This is a genomic window from Micromonospora maritima (assembly GCF_902825405.1).
Classification (GTDB): Bacteria; Actinomycetota; Actinomycetes; order Mycobacteriales; family Micromonosporaceae; genus Micromonospora; species Micromonospora maritima.
The window spans coordinates 1-19,831 of sequence record NZ_CADEAU010000047.1; the positions used below are offsets into that span (position 1 = coordinate 1).

The window sequence follows — 19,831 nt, forward strand, 5'->3', positions numbered from 1 at the left end:
CGCGAAGGCGGCGACCCGGGCGGCGGGCCCGGGCGCCGCGGCCCGGGCGGAGGCGTTCGGCGGCAAGCCGCCGGAGCTGACCGGGCCGCTGACGCTGGCGCAGAGCATCAACGCGGCGTTGGCCGACGGCATGCTCGACGACCCCGGGGTGACGGTGTTCGGTGAGGACGTCGCCGCCAAGGGCGGGGTGTACGGGGTGACCAAGGGACTGCGGGACCGGTTCGGCGCGGCCCGGGTGTTCGACACGCTGCTCGACGAGACCTCGGTCCTCGGGCTCGGGCTGGGCGCCGGGCTGGCCGGCATGCTGCCGGTGCCGGAGATCCAGTACCTGGCGTACCTGCACAACGCCGAGGACCAGCTGCGGGGCGAGGCGGCCAGCATGCGCTTCTTCTCCCGGGGGGCGTTCCGCAACCCGATGGTGGTGCGGGTGGCCGGCCTGGCCTACCAGGAGGGCTTCGGCGGCCACTTCCACAACGACAACTCGGTGGCGGTGCTGCGCGACGTGCCGGGGCTGGTGATCGCGGTGCCGGCCCGGCCGGACGACGCCGCGCCGATGCTGCGGACCTGCCTGGCGGCGGCCCGGGTGGACGGCAGTGTGTGCGTCTTCCTGGAGCCGATCGCGCTCTACCACGCCCGCGACCTCTACGCCGAGGGCGACGGCGAGTGGACCGCCGAGTACGCCGAGCCGGGCGCCTGGGCGAACCGGCACGTGCCGGTCGGCCGGGCCCGGGTGTACGGGGTCGGTTCGGCCGACGACCTCACCGTCATCACCTTCGGTAACGGGGTGCGGATGTCGTTGCGCGCCGCGGCCACGCTTGCCGACGAGGGCATCGGCACCCGCGTGGTGGACCTGCGCTGGCTCGCCCCGCTGCCCGTGGCCGACATCATCCGGGAGGCCTCGGCGACCGGCCGGGTGCTGGTGGTGGACGAGACGCGGCGCTCCGGCGGGGTGGGCGAGGGGGTGCTGTCCGCACTCGTCGACACCGGGTACGTGGGCGCGGCGCGCCGGGTGGCGGCACTTGACTCGTTTGTACCATTAGGTCCGGCTGCCCGTCAGGTTCTGGTCTCGGAGGAGGCCATCACCCAGGGTGCCCGTACGCTGCTGGCACGGTAAATTCCGTTCCACCCGGTGCGCCACTTGCGCGGCGAGCCGCAACTGTGTGGACTGGGCGCGACGGCGTCGCACGACGCCGCGAGCAGGGATGAGATGAGGAGGCACGCGACAGTGAGCGCGACCGCTGGTCAGGCCGCCGACGGGGTACGCAGCCTGGCGGACCGGTTCGGGATCGAGCCGGGCATGGTCGTCATGGAGATGGGCTACGACGACGACGTCGACACCGATCTCCGCGACGCCCTGATTGACCGCTGTGGAGACCTGGTCGACGAGGACACCGACGAGGTGGTCGACGCGGTTCTGGTCTGGCACCGCGACGGCGACGGTGACCTCTTCGAGCTCCTCGTCGACGCCCTCGGGCCGCTGGCGGACAACGGGGTGGTCTGGCTCCTGACGCCCAAGGCGGGCCGGGACGGCCACGTCGAGCCGAGCGAGGTCGCGGAGAGCGCGCAGACCGCCGGCCTCCAGCAGACCTCCACCATCAACGCGGGCCGCGACTGGAGCGGCGCCCGCCTCGTCCTGCGGCGCGGGTCGAAGAGCAAGAAGTAGGGTCTTCCTGATCATTCCCAGACCCGATCCCGAGGGAGCGCGCATGCCCATCGAGGTTGGCGCCGAGGCGCCGGACTTCCTGCTCAAGGACCAGAACAACCAGGAGGTCCGGCTCTCCGACCTCCGCGGTCGCAAGACCGTGCTGCTGGTCTTCTACCCGCTCGCCTTCACCGGCATCTGCCAGGGTGAGCTGTGCGAGGTGCGGGACAACCTCAACGAGTACGTGAACGACGACGTCCAGGTCCTGACCGTCAGCGTCGACTCGGTCTACGCCCACAAGATCTGGGCCGACCGGGAGGGCTACCAGTTCCCGCTGCTGGCCGACTTCTGGCCGCACGGCGCGGTCGCCCAGGCGTACGGCGTGTTCAACGAGGTCGCCGGCATCGCCAACCGGGGCACGTTCGTCATCGACAAGGCCGGCGTGGTCCGGTTCGCCGAGATGAACATGCCCGGCGAGGCGCGCGACCAGCAGGGCTGGCGCAAGGCGCTGGCCGAGGCCGTCGCCGCCTGATCCACCCCGGGCACGTCGTTCGACCGGGCCGGAGACCGGCAGGTAAGCTTGCCGCTCCGGCCCGCCGTACGGGCGTTCCGGGCGCGTAGCTCAGTGGGAGAGCACTCGCCTTACAAGCGAGGGGTCGCAGGTTCGAAACCTGCCGCGCCCACCCTTCAGCACCAGCGGGAACCGCCCCGGGAAGATCGCTTCCCAGGGCGTGACAGCAAGGACGCCTTCGCGACCCGGAAGGCCGAGATCGTGCCGTACCGTCCGGTGACCGCCGGGGCGGCGGGCCAGCCTGCGGGCCGCCCCGGCCCCGCTCCTTCACCGTCCGAAGGTGGTGCCGGCATCGGTCCCGACCGACACTAGCGGCGGCCCGGAGCCATATGACCGGAGAGCGATATGACTGCTGGTCATAATCATGACTCAGCGGTATACCGGCCGGATCGCCATGCTCCTCGGGGGCCGGCACATGGCGGGATGACGTGGTGGCTCACCAGTGCGCGGCGTGCCGTCGACGTCGTGGGAGTTCCGGGACTTGTCCGTCGAGCTGCGGGACGGTCCGGCTGCGCATCGGGGTGCCGAGATGCTCGCGCCTGCCGATCGCAGGGAGTGTGCGCGGGGGGCAGGGCGGGTGCCCGGGCGACCTCGGTGCGGTCGCCCGGGGCGCCGCGGGCTATGCCGTCGGTCGGGCTTCGTGCAGGATCCGGGCCAGCTCGGCCGGTCGGCTGAGCATCGGCCAGTGCCACGTCGGCAGTTCCTCGTACCGCCACGAACTGCCGGCCATGTGCCGGCACAGCGGCACGGTGGCGGCCATCTGGCGCGTCTGCTCGACGGTGAAGCTCGACAGCACGCCGAGGCGGGGCAGCTTCTCCCACGCCCCGGTGAGCCGCACCGGGGCGGTGGCGGTCGCCCACGGTTGGGCCACCGACCGCTCGCCGAGCAGCGCGACGACCGAGTCGTCCACGTCTGGCGCGTGCGCCGCCAGCTCGGCCCACGGCGGGGGTGGCAGCCGCCAGCCGTCGCCGTGTTCGGCGACCACCGCCGCGTTGCGTTCACGCTCCTCGGGTGGGCTGAAGTCTGCCTGTGCCGACCCGTCGGGCAGGGGGCCGGTGTCGACGAAGACAAGTTGGGCCACGCGGTCGGCCATGCGGTCGGCGGCGGCGGTCGTCACGACCGCGCCGGCGTAGCTGTGCCCGACGAGGACCACGTCGTGCAGGTCCTCGTAGCGCAGCAGGTTGACCACGTCGGTGACGTGGACGTCGAGGTCGGTGTCCGGGCGGGCCAGGTGGGCGCGCTCGCCCAGGCCGGTCAGGCTCAGCGGGTACACCTCGTGGCCGTGCGCGCGCAGGGCGGCGGTCACCGAACGCCAGGCCCACGCGCCGAGCCAGAAGCCGGGAACCAGTACGAAGGTCGTCATGCAGGACACGCTACGATCAATTCTGGACAGATTCCGCCCGGATTAAGAAGAGGACTTCTGTGGCCCGGCCCACCGCGCGTGTCCTGGCGCTGCTGGAGATCCTCCAGGCCGGTGGCGGCTTCACCGTCGCCGACCTGGCCGGTCGGCTGGGCGTCGACGAGCGCACGGTCCGCCGCTACGCCGCGCACCTCGCCGACCTCGGCATCCCGGTCGAGGCCCGGCGCGGTCGGTACGGCGGGTACCGGCTCGCGCCCGGATACAAGCTGCCGCCCCTCATGCTCACCGACGAGGAGGCGGTCGCCGTCATGCTCGGGCTCGTCGCCGCCACCCGGGCCGGGCTGGTCACCGCCGAAGGCGCGGCCGCCGAGAGCGCAACCGGAAAGATCCGCCGGGTGCTGCCGGCCGGCCTCGCCCGGCGGATCGATTCGCTGCTGGACACCGTCGACTTCACCGCACCGGTCCGCAAGCCCGCCCCGCCCGGCATCGAGGTGCTGCTGGTGCTCGCCGAAGCGGCCCGGAACCAGCGACCGGTGAGCATCGCCTACACCACCTGGCGCGGCCTGTCCGGAGAGCGGCAGCTCGACCCGTACGGGCTGGTCTTCCACGCCGGCCGGTGGTACGTCACCGGTCACGACCACGACCGCGGGGCGGTACGGACGTTCCGGCTCGACCGCATCGGGGCGGCCCGTCCCGTCCAGGGCAGCTTCGACGTCCCGGCCGACTTCGATCCCACCACGCAGGTCCTCGCCGGTCTGGCGGCCGTGCCGTACGCGCACGACATCTGCGTGGTCCTGCACACCAGCCTCGGGCAGGCGCAGCGACGGATCCCGCCCTCGGTCGGCACCCTCGCCGAGGTGCCCGGCGGAGTGCGCCTCACCACCCGGGCCGAACGGCTCGACGGCATGGCACAGATGCTCGCCGGGCTCGGCTGGCCGTTCACCATCGAGCGACCGGACGAACTCAGGGACGAGGTACGCGCCCTGGCCGCCCGACTGCTCACCGACGCGCGCCGGAGTCCTTGACCGCCGATCCACTGCTTTACTATGTTCCTAGTAAAGCAGTAAGGGGACACCGTGTTCGTCTTCCGGCTCGACACCCACTCCGGCGTGCCGCCGTACCTGCAACTCGTCCAGCAGGTCCGCCAGGCGGTGCTGCTGGGCTTCCTCCAACCCGGTGACCGCCTGCCGCTCATCCGCGAGGTGGTCGAGGACCTGGCGATCAACCCGAACACCGTCGCCAAGGCGTACCGGCAGCTGGAGCAGGAGAACCTGGTCACCGGCCGGCCCGGCCAGGGCACGTTCGTCGACGAGCAGCAGTCGCCCGCGATGTCCGCGTCGACGTACACGTCGCTGCGCCGCGGCCTGGCGACCTGGCTGCGCCGCGCCTACGCGGCCGGCCTCGACGAGCAGGCGGTCGACGCGCTCGTCGCCTCCGTGCGCCAGCAGACCAGGAGCGAGGACGTGGCGTGACGGCGACCGGGTTCGCGCTGCGCACCGACGGGGTGGGCAAGCGGTACCGGAAGGGCTGGGCGCTGCGCGACTGCACCCTGGACCTGCCGGCCGGCGGTGTGATCGCCCTGGTCGGGCCGAACGGCGCGGGCAAGACCACGCTGCTGCGCCTGGTCGTCGGGTTGCTGGCGCCGAGCACCGGCACGGTGGAGGTCCTCGGCCACGACGTCGCCGACAGCACGCCGCAGACGCTGTCCCGGGTCGGGTTCCTGGCCCAGGACCATCCGCTCTACCGGCGCTTCACCGTCGCCGAGATGCTCCGCTTCGGCCGGTCCTGCAACCTGCGGTTCGACCAGGAGCTGGCCGAGCGCCGGCTGGCGAAACGGGGCATCCCGCTCGACCGCAGGGCCGGCACGCTCTCCGGCGGTCAGCAGGCCCAGGTCGCATTGGCGCTGGCCCTGGCGAAGCGGCCGGACCTGCTCGTCCTCGACGAGCCGGTGGCCAGCCTCGACCCGCTGGCCCGGCACGAGTTCATGCAGGTCCTCATGGGCGCGGTGGCCGAGGACGGGGTGACCGTCCTGTTCTCCTCCCACGTCGTGCACGAGCTGGAGCGCGTCTGCGACCACCTGGTCGTGCTCGACCAGGGCCGGGTCACCCTCACCGGTGACATCGACACCCTCCTCGCCGAGCATCGGCTGCTCGTCGGCCCGCGTACGACGCACGACCTCGACCGGTCCGCCGCCGTCGTGGAGGCCGTCCACAGTGACCGGCACACGACCCTGCTGGTACGCGACGGCGGGCTCCCGGCCGCGCCCGGGTGGCAGGCCCGGCCGGTCGCGCTGGAGGACCTGGTGCTGGCGTACCTGCGCCGGTCGTCCGAGCCGAGCGCCACGGTCCCGTCGGGGGTGGCGGCGTGACGTGGTTGATCTGGCGTCAGCACCGGGCCGAGGTCTGCGTCCTGGGGCTGCTCGTCGGCCTGTTCGGCGTCGTCCTGGTCGGGCTCGGGACCCAGGCCCACGACCTGTTCCCCGGCGGCCCCGCCCGCTGTGCCGGAGAAGCGGGGGTCAACGACGCCTGCGCCGCCTCCTTCCGCCGGCTCGACGAGGAGTACGGGTACGTCGAGAACCTCCTGGCGGCCTTCTACCTGGTCCCCGTCGTCATCGGTGCGTTCCTCGGTGCGCCGCTGCTCGCGCGTGAACTGGAGGACGGCACCTGGCAGCTCGCCTGGACGCAGGCCGTGCCGCGGACGCGCTGGCTGGCGGCCAAGCTCGCGGCACTGGCCGGTGTCACCGTCGCGCTCACCGGGACGTTCACCGCGGTGCTCACCTGGTTCCGTCAGCCGTTCGACGCGTGGGAGGGACGGTTCCAGTACGACGCCTTCGACCTGGAGGGACTCGTTCCGGTGGCGTACGCGCTGTTCGCGTTCGGCGTCGCCACCGCCGCGGGGGCGATCCTGCGGCGCAGCCTGCCCGCGTTCGGCGTCGCGTTCGGGGCGTTCCTCGCCGCCCGGATGTCGGTGGCGCTGCTGGCCCGTCCCGCGTACGCCAGGCCGCTCACCGCCATGGAGCCGGTCCCCGCCGGCGGCTCGGCGGACCGGGCGGGGCACCTGCCGAGCTTCGCCGACTGGGTGATCGAACGCGGCTACGCGGACGCCACCGGGCGCAGGCTGAGCGGGGCCGAGTACGACGAGTTGGCGGCCGCCGCCGACCGGGCGGGCAGCAACCTCAACCAGTTCCTGCACGCGCGGGGCGTCCAGCGGTTCGGGGTCTACCACCCGGCCGACCGGTTCTGGACGTTCCAGCTCATCGAGACGGCCCTGTTCCTCGCCGTCGCGGCGGTGCTGATCGGTGTGGTGGTCTGGCGGGTGCGACGCCGTACGATCTAGTGCCCTGGCCGGACCTCACGCTGCCGGGGCCGTCGCAGGGGCGCGCTTGACCTCAAGGTTGGTTGAGCTACGAGGGTCGTTGTCATGCGCGGACTCATCCAAGCGATCCGGGACGTTCTGACGGTGCGCGGAGGTGCGGGATTCACCCGCACCGCACGCGTCGCGGCGGCGGCCGATCCGACCCTGCCCCCGCTGGCTCGTCTCCTTCTGCTCGCCCCGGAGTTGTCCGGGCGGACCACTGGGGAGTCCGGGTGGGCGGGGGAGGGCCGGTGACCGCGTCAGCGCCTGCGGGAGCGCTCGGGTCGGCCCGGCGGCTCGCTGATCCGGACGCCGTGGGAGCGCAGGAGCGTCTCCACCCGGTCCCGCGTCGCCGGGTCCGGCGCCCGCAACTGCCAGACCCGCCCGACCATGACGGCGTTGTTCGGCCCCGGCACGTCCCACGGACCGCCCTCCGGGAACACCGCGAGCGCGAGCCGGGCGAAGCCGGGTCGGGCGATTCCGGCCTCGCGGATCTCCGACCATCGATAGCTGCGGGTGACCTGTCCGCGATGCCGGACCAGCAGCCCGAGGTCGTCGGCGAGCAGCGCGCCGTCACGCTGGTACCAGGCCGCGACGATGGTGGCTGCCGTGAGTCCGCCGTAGGTGAGCACCGAGGCGGTGTGCAGCCAGAGGCCGACCGCGATCGTCGCCGCCAGGATCCCGAGCGGGACGAGCACCGCCGGCCACCACCGCGACGCGAACAACACCACCGGATCCGCCCCCGGCCCCCGCTCCTCCGCCATCCGGTGCTGGTGCCCGCATCGGTCGCGATCGACACCTGGGGCGACCCGGAGCGAAATGACCCGGAGGGCGATATGACTGCTGGTCATATTCATGACTCGGCGGTATACCGACCGAAACGCCACACCCCTCCGGGCTGGCACAATCGCGGGATGACCGAGCGACTGGCGCCGATCCTGCGGGTCCGCGACGCCGATGCCGCCGCGACCTGGTACGCCCGCCTCGGCTTCGCCCGCCTGTGGGAGCACCGGTTCGCGCCCGATCTGCCGCGCTACGTCGGCATCGGCCGGCCCGGCATGGAGATCCACCTGTCCGAGCACGCCGGGGACGCCCGACCCGGGACGCTGCTCTACCTCTACGTGGACGACGTGGACGCGGCGGCGGCGGCCTGCGGCGGCGTCGAGGTGCGGAGCCAGGAGTGGGGGCGGGACTTCGAGGTCGTCGACCCGGACGGCAACCGGATCCGGGTCGGGACCGTGCCGTCCTGAGCGGTCCTACTGGCGGCGGCGGGCTTCGGCCTCGGCGTCGAGCAGGTCGTTCAGCGCCAGCGCCGAATTGATCAGCGACAGGTGGCTGAACGCCTGCGGGTAGTTGCCGATCTGTTCACCGGTGGCGGCGATCTCCTCGGCGTACAGCCCGAGGTGGTTGCTGAAGGTGAACATCTTCTCGAAGGTGAGCCGGGCGTCGTCCAGGCGGCCGGTGCGGGCCAGCGCCTCGACGTACCAGAAGGTGCACATGTTGAACGTGCCCTCGTGGCCGGGGAGGCCGTCGGGGGAGTGCACCGGGTCGTAGCGGTGGACCAGGCTGTCGGAGACCAGGTCCCGCTCGATCGACGCCAGTGTGGACTTCCACAGCGGGTCGCTGGGCGTGATGAAACCGACCGCCGGCATGGCCAGCAGCGCGGCGTCCAGCACGTTCTCGTCGTACGCCTGCACGAAGCTGCCGCGTTCCCGGTGGTAGCCGCGGGCCATGACCTGGTTGTAGATCCGGTTGCGTTGTTCGGTCCAGCAGGACATGTCACCGGGCCGGCCGGTGCGGTTGGCCAGCCGGATCGCCCGGTCCAGCGCCACCCAGGACATGACCCGGCCGAACGTGTAGTTGCGGGGGTGATGGCGGCTCTCCCAGATGCCGGCGTCGCGCTGGTCCCAGTTGTGGCAGAGCCAGTCGATCATCCGGACGGTGCTCTTCCAGACCTGGTGCGACACCCGGATGCCCTGCTCGTCGGCGAGGTGCATGGCGTAGAGCGCCTCGCCGTGGATGTCCAACTGGAGCTGGTCGGCGGCGCCGTTGCCGATGCGCACCGGCCGGGAGCCGCGGTAGCCCTCCAGGTGGTCGAGCACCTCCTCGTGCAGGTCGGAGGAGCCGTCCACCCGATACATGATCTTCAGCGGGTCCTGGTGGTCGCCGGCCTCGCGGATGCGTTCGTCCAGCCAGTCCATGTACCGGCTGACCTCCTCGGTGAAACCGAGGCCGAGAAGCGCGTGCACCGAGAACGAGGTGTCGCGTACCCAGGTGTAGCGGTAGTCCCAGTTGCGGGTGCCGCCGACCAGCTCGGGCAGCGCGGCGGTGGGCGCGGCGATCATCGCGCCGGTCGGCGCGTACGTCATGAGCTTCAGCGTGATGGCCGAGCGCTCGACCATCTCCCGCCACCGGCCGGTGTAGCGGGACCGCTCGACCCACCGCCGCCAGTAGTCCCGGGTCCACTCGAACATGCCCTGGACCTCTTCGGGCGGGATGATGCGCGGCTCGGTGCCGCCGGTCTCCAGCACCACCCCGCCGGTGTCGCCCTCGTTCAACGTGCCGTACGCGACCAGGTCACCGTTGTCCAGCCGGACGTCGCCGGTCTGGGAGATGAGCCGCCGGACCGGGTCCACCGGGTGGAAGGTGAGCGACGCCGTGCGGCCGCGGAAGACGTAGCCGTTGCGGTGGCGTTCCAGCTCGTGCCGCTCCCGCGCGTAGTCGAACCGGGGCCGGCACTCCACCCGGAACCGCATGCTGCCCCGGACCATGTTGACCATGCGGACCAGGCGGTGCGACTCGGTGGCCCGCTCGCCGGTGACAGGCATGAAGTCCATCACCTCGGCGACGCCGTCGGCGCTGATGAACCGGGTGATCAGGATCGGCGTGCCGGGCAGGTAGAGCTGCTTGGTCACGTACCTGACCTCGTGCGGGGCGATCCGGAAGTAGCCGCCCTTCTCCTTGTCCAGCAGCGCCGCGAAGATGCTCGGCGAGTCGAACCGCGGCGCGCAGAACCAGTCGACGGTCCCGTCGCAGGTCACCAACGCGGCGGTCTGCAGGTCCCCGATGAGCCCGTGATCCTCGATCGCCGGATAGCTCTCCACGTCGCCCCCCGGTGTCGACTGCCTCCTGCGCCTTCAACCTAGGGGAAGAATTGTCGGATTAGGCGCGATTCGCGGTCACCCCACCCGGCCGCGTGCCCGGTGCGTCTCGACGGCCCGGCGGGTCTCCTCGGCCACCAGGTCCGCATTGATCATCGCGGCGGTCCAGGCGCCCGCCGCGGCGGCGGACCCGACCTGCGCCGACAGGTCGGTCACGTTGCCGGCGACCCACACCCCGGGCACGTCGGTGCGCCCCGTCGGGTCGGCCGGCACGTGCTCGCCGGCCCCGCTCGGGTGCGGCGTCGGCCGCAGACCCAGCCCGGTCAGGAACCCGGCCCGCGCCACCATCCGGGGCGCGACGGTCAGCACCTCGCGGGCGACCGTGCGGCCGGCGCGCAGGCGTACCCCGGTCAGCCGGTCCCCGGCGACCTCGACGGCCGCGACCTCGCCCTCGACCACCTCCACGCCGCGCGCGGCGAGCTGCTCGGCCTGCTCGTCGGTGAGCGGCGGCGCGGTGTGCCGGAGGTAGACCACGTCGTCGCTCCACTGCCGGAACAGCAACGCCTGGTGCACCGAGAGCGGGCCGCTGCCCAGCACCCCGATCGCCCGGTCGCGCACCTCCCAGCCGTGGCAGTAGGGGCAGTGCACCACGTCCCGGCCCCAGCGCTCGCGCAGGCCCGGCACCTCCGGCAGCTCGTCCACCAGGCCGGTGGTGACCAGCAGGTGGCCGGCGCGCACCCGACGACCGCCGGCCAGGGTCACGTCGAACCCGTCGTCGTCCCGGGTCACCGACTGCACCTCGCCGGTGAGCAGGTGCCCGCCGTAGCCGCGCACCTCGTCCCGGCCGCGCGCCAGCAGCTCGGCCGGCGGCATGCCGTCGCGGGCCAGCAGCGCGTGCACCCCGTCGGCCGGGGCGTTGCGCGGGCTGCCCGCGTCGACCACCAGCACCGACCGGCGGGCCCGGGCGAGCATCAGCGCGCCGCTCAGGCCGGCCGCGCCGCCGCCGACCACCAGTACCTCGTAGCGGTCCATCCGTACCTCGGTCATCTCGACCACCTCCGCGACCAGCCTGCGATCGCCTGCCGCATTCCTGCAAACTCTGTTGCCGATCTGGCAAACTGGCGGGATGGACGACGACCTCGACGGCGCGCTGGACGCGGTCGGCCCGCGGCTGCGCGCGCTGCGCCGCGAGCGGGAGACCACGCTCGCCGACCTCTCCGCCGCCACCGGCATCTCGGTGAGCACACTGTCCCGGCTGGAGTCCGGTGGCCGCCGGCCCACGCTGGAACTGCTGCTCCCGCTCGCCCGGGCGCACGGCGTCACCCTCGACGAGCTGGTCGACGCGCCGCCCACCGGCGACCCGCGCATCCACCTGCGCCCGGTCACCGCGCACGGGATGACCATGCTGCCGCTCACCCGCCGCCCCGGCGGCATCCAGGCGTACAAGCTGATCATCCCGGCCGGCGGCCGGGCCGTGCCCGAACCGAAGACCCACGAGGGGTACGAGTGGGTCTACGTCCTCAACGGGCGACTGCGCCTGGTGCTCGGCGAGCACGACCTGGTGCTCGAACCGGGCGAGGCGGCCGAGTTCGACACCCGGGTGCCGCACTGGTTCGGTCGCGCCGACGCCGAGGGCGTGGAGTTCCTCAGCCTCTTCGGCAGCCAGGGCGAGCGCGCCCACCTGCGCGCCCGCCCCCGTGCCCGGGAGTGATCCTGCCCACGCCGCGCGCTCAGCGGCAGGTCGGCCGAGGTTACCCGGCGGTTAGGGTGGCGGCGCGAAGTCGCTCCCGCGAACCGGGACGCGGCTTCGTAGTGCTTCACGGCGTCCGTGGAGCCCAGCCGTCCCGACGTTCTCCGGGCCAACCGCTCCGGGGCGGCTGCACCCCCACCGCCCGTCCGGCTCGACCGGCGGGCCAACCCGGAACGGAGTAAGCCACGCCATGAGCGTGACTACGCAGGATCCTGCTGCCCCGGTGGAGCCGACCGAACCCGCCCCGCGGGGTCGCCTCGACCGTTACTTCGAGATCACCCACCGCGGCTCGACCGTGCGGCGTGAGGTGCTCGCCGGGCTCACGACGTTCGCCACGATGGCGTACATCGTGGTGCTCAACCCGCTGATCATCGGCACCGCGCCGGACGCGAACGGCGACCTGCTCGGCATCGCTCCGGTCGCCGGCGTCACCGCCCTGGTGGCCGCCGTCATGACGATCATGATGGGCGTCGTCGGCCGGGTGCCCTTCGCCGTCGCCACCGGCCTGGGCCTGAACGCGTTCGTGGCGTACGCGGTGGCGTCGCAGATGTCCTGGGCCGAGGCCATGGGCCTGGTGGTCGTCGAGGGCCTGATCATCACCGTGCTGGTGCTGACCGGGTTCCGCAAGGCCGTCTTCCGGGCCATCCCGGCCGAGCTGAAGGCCGCCATCGCCGCCGGTATCGGCCTGTTCATCGCGATGATCGGGTTCGTCGACGGTGGCCTGGTCCGGCGCGTGCCGGACGCGGCCGGCACCACGGTCCCGGTGCAGCTCGGCGGCGACGGCACGCTGCGCGGCTGGACCACCGTGGTCTTCGTGGTCGGCCTGCTGGTCACCGGCATCCTGGTGGCCCGCAAGGTCAAGGCCGGCGTGCTTGTCGGCATCGTGGTGACCACGGTGGTCGCGGTGATCGTGAACGCGCTCGCCAAGCCGGGCCCGGCGTTCGTCGACGGCAAGCCCAACCCGGAGGGCTGGCGGCTCAACGTGCCGACCCTGCCGGACCCGCTGATCCAGAAGCCCGACCTGCACCTGCTCGGCAACGTCTCGTTCGGCGCGTTCGCCAACGTCGGCCTGATGACCGCGCTGCTGCTGGTCTTCACGCTGGTGCTGGCCGACTTCTTCGACGTCATGGGCACCACCGTCGGGCTCGCCAAGCAGGCGAACCTGGCCACCGAGGACGGCACCGACATGCCCCGCCTGGGCAAGGTGCTCTTCGTCGACGGGGTCGCCGCGGTCGCCGGCGGCGCCGGCAGCGCGTCCTCGGCCACCACGTACGTGGAGTCGTCCTCCGGCATCGCCGACGGCGGCCGCACCGGCCTGACCAGCGTGGTCACCGGCGTGCTCTTCCTCGGCGCGCTGCTGCTCACCCCGCTGGTGTCGCTGGTGCCCAGCGAGGCGGCCGGCCCGGCGCTGGTGGTGGTCGGCGCGCTGATGATCCGCCAGGTGAAGGACATCGACTTCACCGACCTCGGGGTCGCCGTGCCGGCGTTCCTGACCATGACGCTGATGCCGTTCACCTACTCGATCACCAACGGCATCGGCGCCGGCTTCGTGAGCTGGGTGGCGATCCGGGTGGCGCAGGGCAAGGGCCGCCAGATCCACCCGCTGCTCTGGGCGGTCGCCGTGGCGTTCGTGGTCTACTTCGGCATCAACCTGGTCAAGGCCGTCACCGGCGTCAGCTGACCGCGCCGGGCGGGTGCGTTTCCGGTCGGCCCGGCCACCGGAAACGCACCCGTGGCGCGGCCCCCGGCGGCAGGATCAGCCGGTGGGCTATGCGGACGTGTGCGGGCGGCGGGTCTGGTACGACGTGCACGGCGCCGGCCGACCGCTGGTGCTCCTGCATGGCGGCTACGGCTCGACGGAGACGTTCGCGCCGGTCCGCCCCGCGCTTGCCGCCCGCCGGCGGCTGATCGCGGTCGACCTCCAGGGGCACGGCCGGACCCCGGACGTGGACCGGCCGCTGCGCCACGAGGCGATGGCCGACGACCTGGCCGCCCTGCTGCGCCGGCTCGACCTGCCCGCCGTCGACCTGCTCGGCTACTCGCTCGGCGGCGGGGTGGCCCTGCGTACCGCGATCCAGCACCCCACCCTGGTCCGCCGCCTGGCCGTGGTCTCCGCGCCGTGCCGGCGACGCGGCTGGTACCCGGAGGCGCTGGCCGTGATGTCCGCCCACGACGAGCGGGCCGCCGAGCGGATGCGCGGCACCCCGGCGTACGAGCGGTACGCGCGGGTCGCGCCCCGGCCGCAGGACTGGCCCACGCTCTGGGCCAAGAGCGGCGACCTGATGCGCCGCGAGTACGACTGGTCGGCCGAGGTGGCCGCGCTGGCGATGCCGGTGCTGCTGGTCTTCGCCGACGCCGACGCGATCCCGACGAGCCACGTGGCCGAGTTCTACGGCCTGCTCGGCGGCGGCCACCGCGACCCGGGCGGCGACGGCGGCGACCGGCCCGCGTCCCGGCTGGCCGTGCTGCCCGGGCTCACCCACCGGGACGTGGTCGCGTCGCCCGCGCTGCCGGCGGCGGTGCTGCCCTTCCTCACCCACACCGCCCGCGCCCCGGGGTGAGCGGCGTGGGCAGGTAGGGCCGGGTCAGGCGGCGAGCGCGTCGGCGTTCTCCGCCGGGGCGGCGTCCGCCGGCACGCGCGGGCGCAGCAGGGCGTACGCGAGGACGGCGGCGACCACGACGAGCCCGGCGCCGACCGCGAACGCGAGGTGGAAGCCGCTGGTCAGCGCGATGGCCCGGTCGTCGCCGAGCGCGATCCGGTCGGCGGTGCGGGCGGCGGCCAGGGTGGACAGCACCGCCACGCCGAGCGCCATGCCGAGCTGCTGGGTGGTGTTGAACAGCCCGGAGGCCAGGCCGGCGTCCTCGGCGCGGGCGGCCGACATGCCCAGCGCGGTCAGCGCCGGCAGCACCAGCCCGAACCCGGCGGCGAGCAGCATCACCGGCAGCACGTCGACGAGGTAGCTCCCGTCCGCCGGCACCCGGGCCAGCAGGGCGAACATGGCGACGAGCAGGACCAGCCCGGCCAGCAGCACGGCCCGCTCACCGAAGCGTCCGTTGAGCCTGGCGGACACGCCGAGCGACACCGCGCCGATGGTCACCGCCGCCGGCAGCAGGGCCAGCCCGGTGCGGGTGGCGTCGTAGCCGAGCACCTGCTGGAGGTGGAGCGTGACCAGGACCTGGAACGCGAAGGTCGCGGCGACGGTGAGGACCTGGACCAGGTTCGCCACCGCGACGCCGCGCGAGCGGAGGATCCGCAGCGGCATCAGCGGCCGGCGCGCGGTCGCCTGCCGGAGCACGAAGCCGGCGAGCAGGGCGACGGCGAGCGCGGCCAGCCCGAGGGTACGGGCCGACGTCGCCCCGTACCGTTCGATCGTGACCACCGCGTAGATGCCCGTCACCAGGCCGGCGGTGACCAGTAGCGCGCCGGCCACGTCGGCGCCGGCGGCGAGCCCGAGCCCCCGGTCGGCCGGCAGCGTGCGGGTGGCGAGCGCGATCGTGGCCAGCCCGATCGGCAGGTTGATCAGGAAGATCCAGTGCCAGCCGAGCGCGTCGGTGATCAGGCCGCCGGCGACCTGGCCGATGGCCGCCCCGGCGGCGCCGGTGAAGCTGAACAGGGCGATCGCCCGGGCCCGTTCGGCGGTGCCGGGGAAGAGCGTGACCAGGATGCCGAGGCTCACCGCGGTCGCCGCGGCACTGCCGACGCCCTGGAGGAACCGGGCGGCGACCAGGACGGCGGGGGAGTCGGCCACGCCGGCCAGCACCGAGGCGGCGGTGAACAACGCGGTGCCGGCCAGGAACGTCGCGCGGCGGCCGAGCAGGTCGCCGAGGCGGCCGGCGAGCAGGAGCAGGCTGCCGAACGCGATCAGGTAGGCGTTGACCACCCAGCTCAGGTTCGACGGGGTGAAGCCCAGATCGTGCTGGATGGCGGGCATCGCGATGGTGACGATGCTGCCGTCGAGGATGGTCATCAGGGCGCCGGAGGCGAGCACGCCGAGGGCGAGGCCGCGAGACATGGGAGTCCTCCTGTCGGAAGGGTCGACAGGAGGACCGTAACGGATAGTTCCGTTACAGACAATCTTTTTGAGAACTACTGTCGGGCGCGGCGCACCGGTCGGGGATTCTGCACCGGGGTGGCCAGGTGGTCGGCGGCCAGCCGCTCCAGGGCCCGGACGAGGACCTCCCGCTCGTCGTCCGGCAGGCTGGCCAGCGCCTCCGCGTGCACCCGGTCGACGATCTCCTGGCTGCGCGCGGCCACCCGGGCGCCCTCCTCGGTCACCGCGATGATCCGCGCCCGCCGGTCCGCGCTCGACGGGCGGCGGACGGCCAGGCCGGCCTGCTCCAGCGCGTCCACGGTCACCACCATGGTGGTCTTGTCCATGTCGCCGATCTCGGCGAGCTGGATCTGGGTGCGCTCCTCCGGCAGCGCGTGCACCAGCACGCAGTGCATCCGGGCGGTCAACCCGATCTCGGCCAGGGCCGCGGCCATCCGGGTGCGCAGCACGTGGCTCGTGTGGTCGAGCAGGAACGACAGGTCCGGGGTGGTGCGCGTCGGGCCCATGGCGGTCATGGCACAAGCGTACCGACGGATCCGTGCCGGATCATCCGGCACGGATCGGCCCCGTCTCATCGGGCGTAGCGCAGCACCACCACGCCGCTGTCGAACGGGCGCGTGTCGGTGAGCGTGAACCGGCTCGGTGAGAAGCCCCGGTCCACCAGCGGGATGCCGCTGCCGGCCACCACCGGGTTGAGCTTGACCACCAGCTCGTCGACCTCGTCGAGGAGCTGGCCGGCGAGCTGGCCGCCGCCGCAGAGCCAGATGTCGGCTCCCGGCTGTTCCTTCAGCTCGCGGACGAACGGCACCGGATCGCCGGCGACGACCCGCACGTCCGGGTGGTCGGCCGGGGCGAGGGAGCGGCTGAAGACGTACTGCGTCAGGTGGTCGTAGGGGCTGGGGAAGCCGAGCTTCAGGCCCGGCTCGTAGGTCGCCCGGCCCATCAGCACGGTGTCGAAGCGGCCGGCGGGCGGCGACTCGACGCCGAGCTGGGCGTGGGCGAACGTGGGCAGCGTCTGGGGCCACTCGGTGGCCAGGTAGGGCGCGACGTCGGGCTCCAGCGGGAAGAAGTCGAAGGACCCGTCGGGGGCGGCGATGAAACCGTCGAGGGTGCTGGCGACGAAGTACACGAGCTTGCGCAAACCTGCTCCGATGTCCGGTGGTCCACGACGGCTGTCGTGGTTCTGCGACGAATGTACAACACCTGTCGTGGTTGTTGTTAGGGTGTTCGCGTGGCCAGGAACCCGCAACGCCGTACGCTGCTCGCCGACGCCGGCCTGACGGTCCTCGCCGCCGCCGGCGCGCGCGGACTGACCCACCGGGCGGTCGACGCCGAGGCGGGCGTGCCGACCGGCACGACCTCCAACTACTTCCCGTCCCGGGCGGCGCTGCTCGCCGGCCTGGCCGAACGGATCTTCGACCGGATCGCGCCCGACCCGGCGGTACTGGCCGACCTGGGGCGCCGGGAGCCGTCGCTCGCGCTGACGACCGACTACCTGCGCGACATCGTCGCGCGCACCACGCGCGAGCCCGACCTCACCCGGGCGCTGATCGAGCTGCGGCTGGAGGCGGCCCGCCGTCCCGAGCTGCGGGCCGCGCTCGGCGACGTGCTCCGCCGGGGGTACGCCGACGACGTCGCCTTCCACGTCGCCGCCGGCCTGCCCGGCGGGGCGTTCGAGGTCGCGCTGCTGCACTACGCGGTCGACGGGCTCCTGCTCGACCTGCTCACCACCTCGATCGACGCCGGATTCGACCCCGACCAGGTGGTCTGCGCCCTCGTCTCCCGTCTGGTGGGCGCCGCCCCCGACTGAGCGCCCTCGCCGAGCCGGCGCCGACCCGGCACGTTATCCCGGCCCGGACAGCGGGAACGCGGGCCGGGACGTCCCTGGGAAGGAGCAACGGATGCGGGATCGCACCGGACTGACCATCGGCGTGCTCGGTTCGTACGGCGGTCGCAACCTCGGCGACGAGGCGATCCTCACGGGTCTCCTGGCCGACCTGCGCCAGCACGAGCCGAACGCGCGGATCATCGTCTTCTCCCGCAACCCGGCGCACACCGCGCTGGCGCACCCCGACGTCGAGGCGGTGCCGTGGGAGGGCGTCAGCCGGGTCGACTCCTCCCAGGTGCTCAACCAGCTCGACCTGCTCATCCTGGGCGGTGGCGGCATCCTCTACGACAAGGAGGCCCGGCGCTACCTGCGGGTGGTCCGGGTCGCCCAGGAGCGGGGGCTGCCGCTGCTCACCTACGCGGTAGGCGTCGGCCCGCTCACCGACGGAGTGGACACCGGCATGGTGCGCGAGACCCTGGCGCAGGCGGTCGAGGTGACCGTCCGCGACCAGGAGTCGCGGATGGTGCTGGAGGAGGCCGGCCTGGTCAACCCGATCACCGTGACCGCCGATCCGGCCTTCCTGCTGGAACCGGAGGAGTTCCCGGCGCAGTGGCTGCGTGAGGAGGGCGTGCCGGCCGGTGCCCGGCTCGTCGGCCTGAGCGTGCGCGAGCCGGGCCGCGCCGCGGAGCGGCTCGACGTCGACGGCTACCACCGGCTGCTCGCCCAGATCGGCGACTTCCTGGTGCACCGGATCGACGCGTACGTGCTCTTCGTGCCGATGGAGCGCGACGACATCCGGCACTCGCACGGGGTGCTGTCGCACATGATCGCCGCCGACCGGGGCCGGATCCTGCACGGCGACTACCGGCCGGCGCAGATCCTCGGCCTGATGCGCCACTTCGACCTGGCGGTCGGCATGCGCCTGCACTTCCTGATCTTCGCGGCGATGATGGGCACGCCGTTCCTGCCGCTGCCGTACGCCGGCAAGGTCTTCGACCTGGCCCAGAGGCTCGGGGTGCCGGCGCTGCGCGGCGTGGAGCGGGAGGTGGAGGGCCCGCTGCTGGCCGAGGTGGACCGGCTGTGGGACGAACGGTCGGCCCGGGCCGACGAGACCGCCCGGCGGGTGGCCGAGGTGTGCGACCAGGCGCGGGGGACCTCGCAGGTGACCCGCAGCGTGCTGGACAGCATCCGGGCCCGGACGCTGACTCCGGCCGCGTGAGCGCGAGGAGTCAGACCGCCGGGCCGCGCCAGGTGTAGACCCACTCGTGGTCCGGCCGGTCACCCGACTCCAGCTCGTAGATCTGCGCCTCCGCCAACCCGCCCGGCCCGAGGTGGTGGTGGGTCAGCGGTGGGCGGCCGTTGCTGTCCAGCTCGACCGTGACGGTCTCGCCGTCGGCCGTGCCGCCCACCAGAGGGATGTGCACCGTGGAAGCCATGCGCCCATCCTGCCCCGGCCGGCCGGGACGCGCAGCGGATCACGGGGCAGCGGGCGGCCCACGGTGGCGACTAGGGTCCGGGGATGGCGCACCCGACAATCGACCCGACACTCGGTCCGGTCCTCGCCCGCACGGGCGACGAACGGGCGATCCTCGACGCGTTCCTCGACTTCCACCGCGCCACCGTGCTGCGCAAGGCCCGTGGCCTCCCCGACGCCGACGCCCGCCGGCGCCTGGTGCCCTCGCTGACCACCCTGGCCGGGCTGCTCAAGCACCTGACCCTGGTCGAGGGCAACTGGCTCGGCCGGCTGTTCGCCCCGGAACCGGGCGACGTCTACCTGACCTCCCAGGAGGAGGCCGACGCCAGCTTCACGCTCGGCCCGGCCGACACGGTGGAGGCGCTCACCGCGGCCTACGAGGCGGCCTGCGACAGGTCCCGGGCCATCGCCGCCCGGTTCGACCTCGACCACGTGGTGCCGCACCCGCAGCTCGGTGAGGTGTCGCTGCGCTGGGTGCTGGTCCATCTGATCGAGGAGACCGCCCGGCACGCCGGTCACGCCGACATCCTGCGGGAGCTGACCGACGGCGAGACCGGCGCGATCTGAGGCTCAGCGCGCCGGGAGCAGCCCGTCCGGATACTCCATCCCGTCGTGCGTGCACGCCGCGGCGGCCACCCGGGCGGCGTACCGGGCCGCGTCGAGCGGGGCGGCGCCGCGCAGCCGGGCGGCGATCAGCCC

At 73.1% G+C, this 19,831-nt stretch carries 22 protein-coding genes and 1 tRNA gene; 15 read left to right on the forward strand and 8 right to left on the reverse strand.

Annotated features, from left to right (window positions below; genetic code table 11):
• From HUW36_RS07780 to HUW36_RS07795, 4 genes are all read left to right on the forward strand, one after another.
• The coding region (locus HUW36_RS07780; RefSeq protein WP_281357498.1) for an alpha-ketoacid dehydrogenase subunit beta at positions 1-1,114 on the forward strand (1,114 nt) is incomplete at its 5' end.
• 111 nt (positions 1,115-1,225) lie between these two features.
• Positions 1,226-1,663: a DUF3052 domain-containing protein gene (locus tag HUW36_RS07785; protein WP_174527500.1), complete on the forward strand. Its 438-nt coding sequence runs from the start codon at positions 1,226-1,228 to the stop codon at positions 1,661-1,663.
• Positions 1,664-1,706: 43 nt separating this feature from the next.
• Positions 1,707-2,174, forward strand: coding sequence for a peroxiredoxin (locus HUW36_RS07790; RefSeq protein ID WP_091572632.1), 468 nt, complete (start codon positions 1,707-1,709; stop codon positions 2,172-2,174).
• A gap of 79 nt (positions 2,175-2,253) precedes the next feature.
• Positions 2,254-2,325, forward strand: a tRNA-Val gene (locus HUW36_RS07795).
• Positions 2,326-2,832: 507 nt separating this feature from the next.
• Here HUW36_RS07795 and HUW36_RS07800 read toward each other — a convergent pair.
• Positions 2,833-3,576 carry an alpha/beta fold hydrolase gene (locus HUW36_RS07800; RefSeq protein ID WP_174527501.1) on the reverse strand — a complete coding sequence of 248 codons (744 nt, stop codon included), beginning with the start codon at positions 3,574-3,576 and terminating at the stop codon, positions 2,833-2,835.
• Between the two features lie 59 nt (positions 3,577-3,635).
• On the opposite strand from HUW36_RS07800, the gene HUW36_RS07805 reads away from it, so the two are divergent.
• The 4 genes from HUW36_RS07805 to HUW36_RS07820 are packed head-to-tail and all read left to right on the forward strand — an operon-like array spanning position 3,636 to position 6,909.
• A complete protein-coding gene (locus tag HUW36_RS07805; protein WP_174527502.1) occupies positions 3,636-4,598 on the forward strand; it encodes a helix-turn-helix transcriptional regulator in 963 nt (320 codons plus the stop codon).
• A 51-nt stretch (positions 4,599-4,649) separates the two neighbouring features.
• Positions 4,650-5,045, forward strand: a complete 396-nt coding sequence (locus HUW36_RS07810) for a GntR family transcriptional regulator (protein ID WP_174527503.1) — start codon at positions 4,650-4,652, stop codon at positions 5,043-5,045.
• Positions 5,042-5,941 carry an ABC transporter ATP-binding protein gene (locus tag HUW36_RS07815; RefSeq protein ID WP_174527504.1) on the forward strand — a complete coding sequence of 300 codons (900 nt, stop codon included), beginning with the start codon at positions 5,042-5,044 and terminating at the stop codon, positions 5,939-5,941. Before HUW36_RS07810 ends, HUW36_RS07815 begins: the two co-directional genes overlap by 4 nt.
• Positions 5,938-6,909, forward strand: coding sequence for an ABC transporter permease subunit (locus HUW36_RS07820; protein WP_174527505.1), 972 nt, complete (start codon positions 5,938-5,940; stop codon positions 6,907-6,909). The genes HUW36_RS07815 and HUW36_RS07820 overlap by 4 nt, the downstream gene beginning before the upstream one ends.
• Before the next feature lie 278 nt (positions 6,910-7,187).
• Here HUW36_RS07820 and HUW36_RS07825 read toward each other — a convergent pair whose 3' ends face one another.
• Positions 7,188-7,691 carry a hypothetical protein gene (locus tag HUW36_RS07825; protein WP_174527506.1) on the reverse strand — a complete coding sequence of 168 codons (504 nt, stop codon included), beginning with the start codon at positions 7,689-7,691 and terminating at the stop codon, positions 7,188-7,190.
• Between the two features lie 150 nt (positions 7,692-7,841).
• Between HUW36_RS07825 and HUW36_RS07830 the strand changes: the two genes are divergently transcribed.
• The gene (locus HUW36_RS07830) at positions 7,842-8,177 is read left to right on the forward strand and encodes a glyoxalase superfamily protein (RefSeq protein ID WP_174527507.1); all 336 of its coding nucleotides are present in this window, start codon (positions 7,842-7,844) and stop codon (positions 8,175-8,177) included.
• Positions 8,178-8,183: 6 nt separating this feature from the next.
• Here the strand turns inward: HUW36_RS07830 and HUW36_RS07835 are convergent, their stop codons facing one another.
• On the reverse strand, positions 8,184-10,031 hold the full coding sequence (locus HUW36_RS07835) for a glycoside hydrolase family 15 protein (protein ID WP_174527508.1): 1,848 nt from the start codon (positions 10,029-10,031) through the stop codon (positions 8,184-8,186).
• 75 nt (positions 10,032-10,106) lie between these two features.
• The gene (locus tag HUW36_RS07840; RefSeq protein WP_174527509.1) at positions 10,107-11,075 is read right to left on the reverse strand and encodes an NAD(P)/FAD-dependent oxidoreductase; all 969 of its coding nucleotides are present in this window, start codon (positions 11,073-11,075) and stop codon (positions 10,107-10,109) included.
• Positions 11,076-11,154: 79 nt separating this feature from the next.
• Between HUW36_RS07840 and HUW36_RS07845 the strand changes: the two genes are divergently transcribed.
• From HUW36_RS07845 to HUW36_RS07855, 3 genes are all read left to right on the forward strand, one after another.
• The gene (locus HUW36_RS07845) at positions 11,155-11,739 is read left to right on the forward strand and encodes a helix-turn-helix domain-containing protein (RefSeq protein WP_174527510.1); all 585 of its coding nucleotides are present in this window, start codon (positions 11,155-11,157) and stop codon (positions 11,737-11,739) included.
• Between the two features lie 229 nt (positions 11,740-11,968).
• Complete coding sequence (locus HUW36_RS07850) at positions 11,969-13,459, forward strand: NCS2 family permease (RefSeq protein ID WP_174527511.1); 1,491 nt, start codon at positions 11,969-11,971, stop codon at positions 13,457-13,459.
• A gap of 82 nt (positions 13,460-13,541) precedes the next feature.
• A complete protein-coding gene (locus HUW36_RS07855) occupies positions 13,542-14,339 on the forward strand; it encodes an alpha/beta fold hydrolase (protein ID WP_174527512.1) in 798 nt (265 codons plus the stop codon).
• A 24-nt stretch (positions 14,340-14,363) separates the two neighbouring features.
• Here HUW36_RS07855 and HUW36_RS07860 read toward each other — a convergent pair whose 3' ends face one another.
• The 3 genes from HUW36_RS07860 to HUW36_RS07870 form a co-directional block, all read right to left on the reverse strand.
• Positions 14,364-15,791, reverse strand: coding sequence for an MFS transporter (locus HUW36_RS07860; RefSeq protein WP_174527513.1), 1,428 nt, complete (start codon positions 15,789-15,791; stop codon positions 14,364-14,366).
• Positions 15,792-15,865: 74 nt separating this feature from the next.
• Positions 15,866-16,345, reverse strand: coding sequence for a MarR family winged helix-turn-helix transcriptional regulator (locus HUW36_RS07865; RefSeq protein ID WP_174527514.1), 480 nt, complete (start codon positions 16,343-16,345; stop codon positions 15,866-15,868).
• Positions 16,346-16,401: 56 nt separating this feature from the next.
• Positions 16,402-16,971, reverse strand: coding sequence for a dihydrofolate reductase family protein (locus tag HUW36_RS07870; RefSeq protein ID WP_174527515.1), 570 nt, complete (start codon positions 16,969-16,971; stop codon positions 16,402-16,404).
• Positions 16,972-17,061: 90 nt separating this feature from the next.
• Between HUW36_RS07870 and HUW36_RS07875 the strand changes: the two genes are divergently transcribed.
• A complete protein-coding gene (locus HUW36_RS07875; RefSeq protein ID WP_174527516.1) occupies positions 17,062-17,640 on the forward strand; it encodes a TetR/AcrR family transcriptional regulator in 579 nt (192 codons plus the stop codon).
• 91 nt (positions 17,641-17,731) lie between these two features.
• On the forward strand, positions 17,732-18,877 hold the full coding sequence (locus tag HUW36_RS07880) for a polysaccharide pyruvyl transferase family protein (RefSeq protein ID WP_174527517.1): 1,146 nt from the start codon (positions 17,732-17,734) through the stop codon (positions 18,875-18,877).
• Positions 18,878-18,887: 10 nt separating this feature from the next.
• Here the strand turns inward: HUW36_RS07880 and HUW36_RS07885 are convergent, their stop codons facing one another.
• Positions 18,888-19,094 (reverse strand): hypothetical protein, encoded by a 207-nt coding sequence (locus tag HUW36_RS07885; protein ID WP_174527518.1) that lies wholly within the window; start codon positions 19,092-19,094, stop codon positions 18,888-18,890.
• An 83-nt stretch (positions 19,095-19,177) separates the two neighbouring features.
• Here HUW36_RS07885 and HUW36_RS07890 point away from each other — a divergent pair, with 83 nt between their 5' ends.
• On the forward strand, positions 19,178-19,699 hold the full coding sequence (locus HUW36_RS07890; RefSeq protein WP_174527519.1) for a DinB family protein: 522 nt from the start codon (positions 19,178-19,180) through the stop codon (positions 19,697-19,699).
• Positions 19,700-19,831 lie beyond the last annotated feature (132 nt).

What these genes read in the sequence shown, in the direction of transcription:
- HUW36_RS07845 (WP_174527510.1), top strand. Translation starts at nt 11,155, where the DNA reads ATGGACGACGACCTCGACGGCGCGCTGGACGCGGTCGGCCCGCGGCTG.
- HUW36_RS07830 (WP_174527507.1), top strand. Translation starts at nt 7,842, where the DNA reads ATGACCGAGCGACTGGCGCCGATCCTGCGGGTCCGCGACGCCGATGCC.
- HUW36_RS07800 (WP_174527501.1), bottom strand. Translation starts at nt 3,576, where the DNA reads ATGACGACCTTCGTACTGGTTCCCGGCTTCTGGCTCGGCGCGTGGGCC.
- HUW36_RS07865 (WP_174527514.1), bottom strand. Translation starts at nt 16,345, where the DNA reads ATGACCGCCATGGGCCCGACGCGCACCACCCCGGACCTGTCGTTCCTG.
- HUW36_RS07850 (WP_174527511.1), top strand. Translation starts at nt 11,969, where the DNA reads ATGAGCGTGACTACGCAGGATCCTGCTGCCCCGGTGGAGCCGACCGAA.
- HUW36_RS07885 (WP_174527518.1), bottom strand. Translation starts at nt 19,094, where the DNA reads ATGGCTTCCACGGTGCACATCCCTCTGGTGGGCGGCACGGCCGACGGC.
- HUW36_RS07790 (WP_091572632.1), top strand. Translation starts at nt 1,707, where the DNA reads ATGCCCATCGAGGTTGGCGCCGAGGCGCCGGACTTCCTGCTCAAGGAC.
- HUW36_RS07825 (WP_174527506.1), bottom strand. Translation starts at nt 7,691, where the DNA reads ATGGCGGAGGAGCGGGGGCCGGGGGCGGATCCGGTGGTGTTGTTCGCG.
- HUW36_RS07840 (WP_174527509.1), bottom strand. Translation starts at nt 11,075, where the DNA reads ATGACCGAGGTACGGATGGACCGCTACGAGGTACTGGTGGTCGGCGGC.
- HUW36_RS07880 (WP_174527517.1), top strand. Translation starts at nt 17,732, where the DNA reads ATGCGGGATCGCACCGGACTGACCATCGGCGTGCTCGGTTCGTACGGC.
- HUW36_RS07860 (WP_174527513.1), bottom strand. Translation starts at nt 15,791, where the DNA reads ATGTCTCGCGGCCTCGCCCTCGGCGTGCTCGCCTCCGGCGCCCTGATG.
- HUW36_RS07890 (WP_174527519.1), top strand. Translation starts at nt 19,178, where the DNA reads ATGGCGCACCCGACAATCGACCCGACACTCGGTCCGGTCCTCGCCCGC.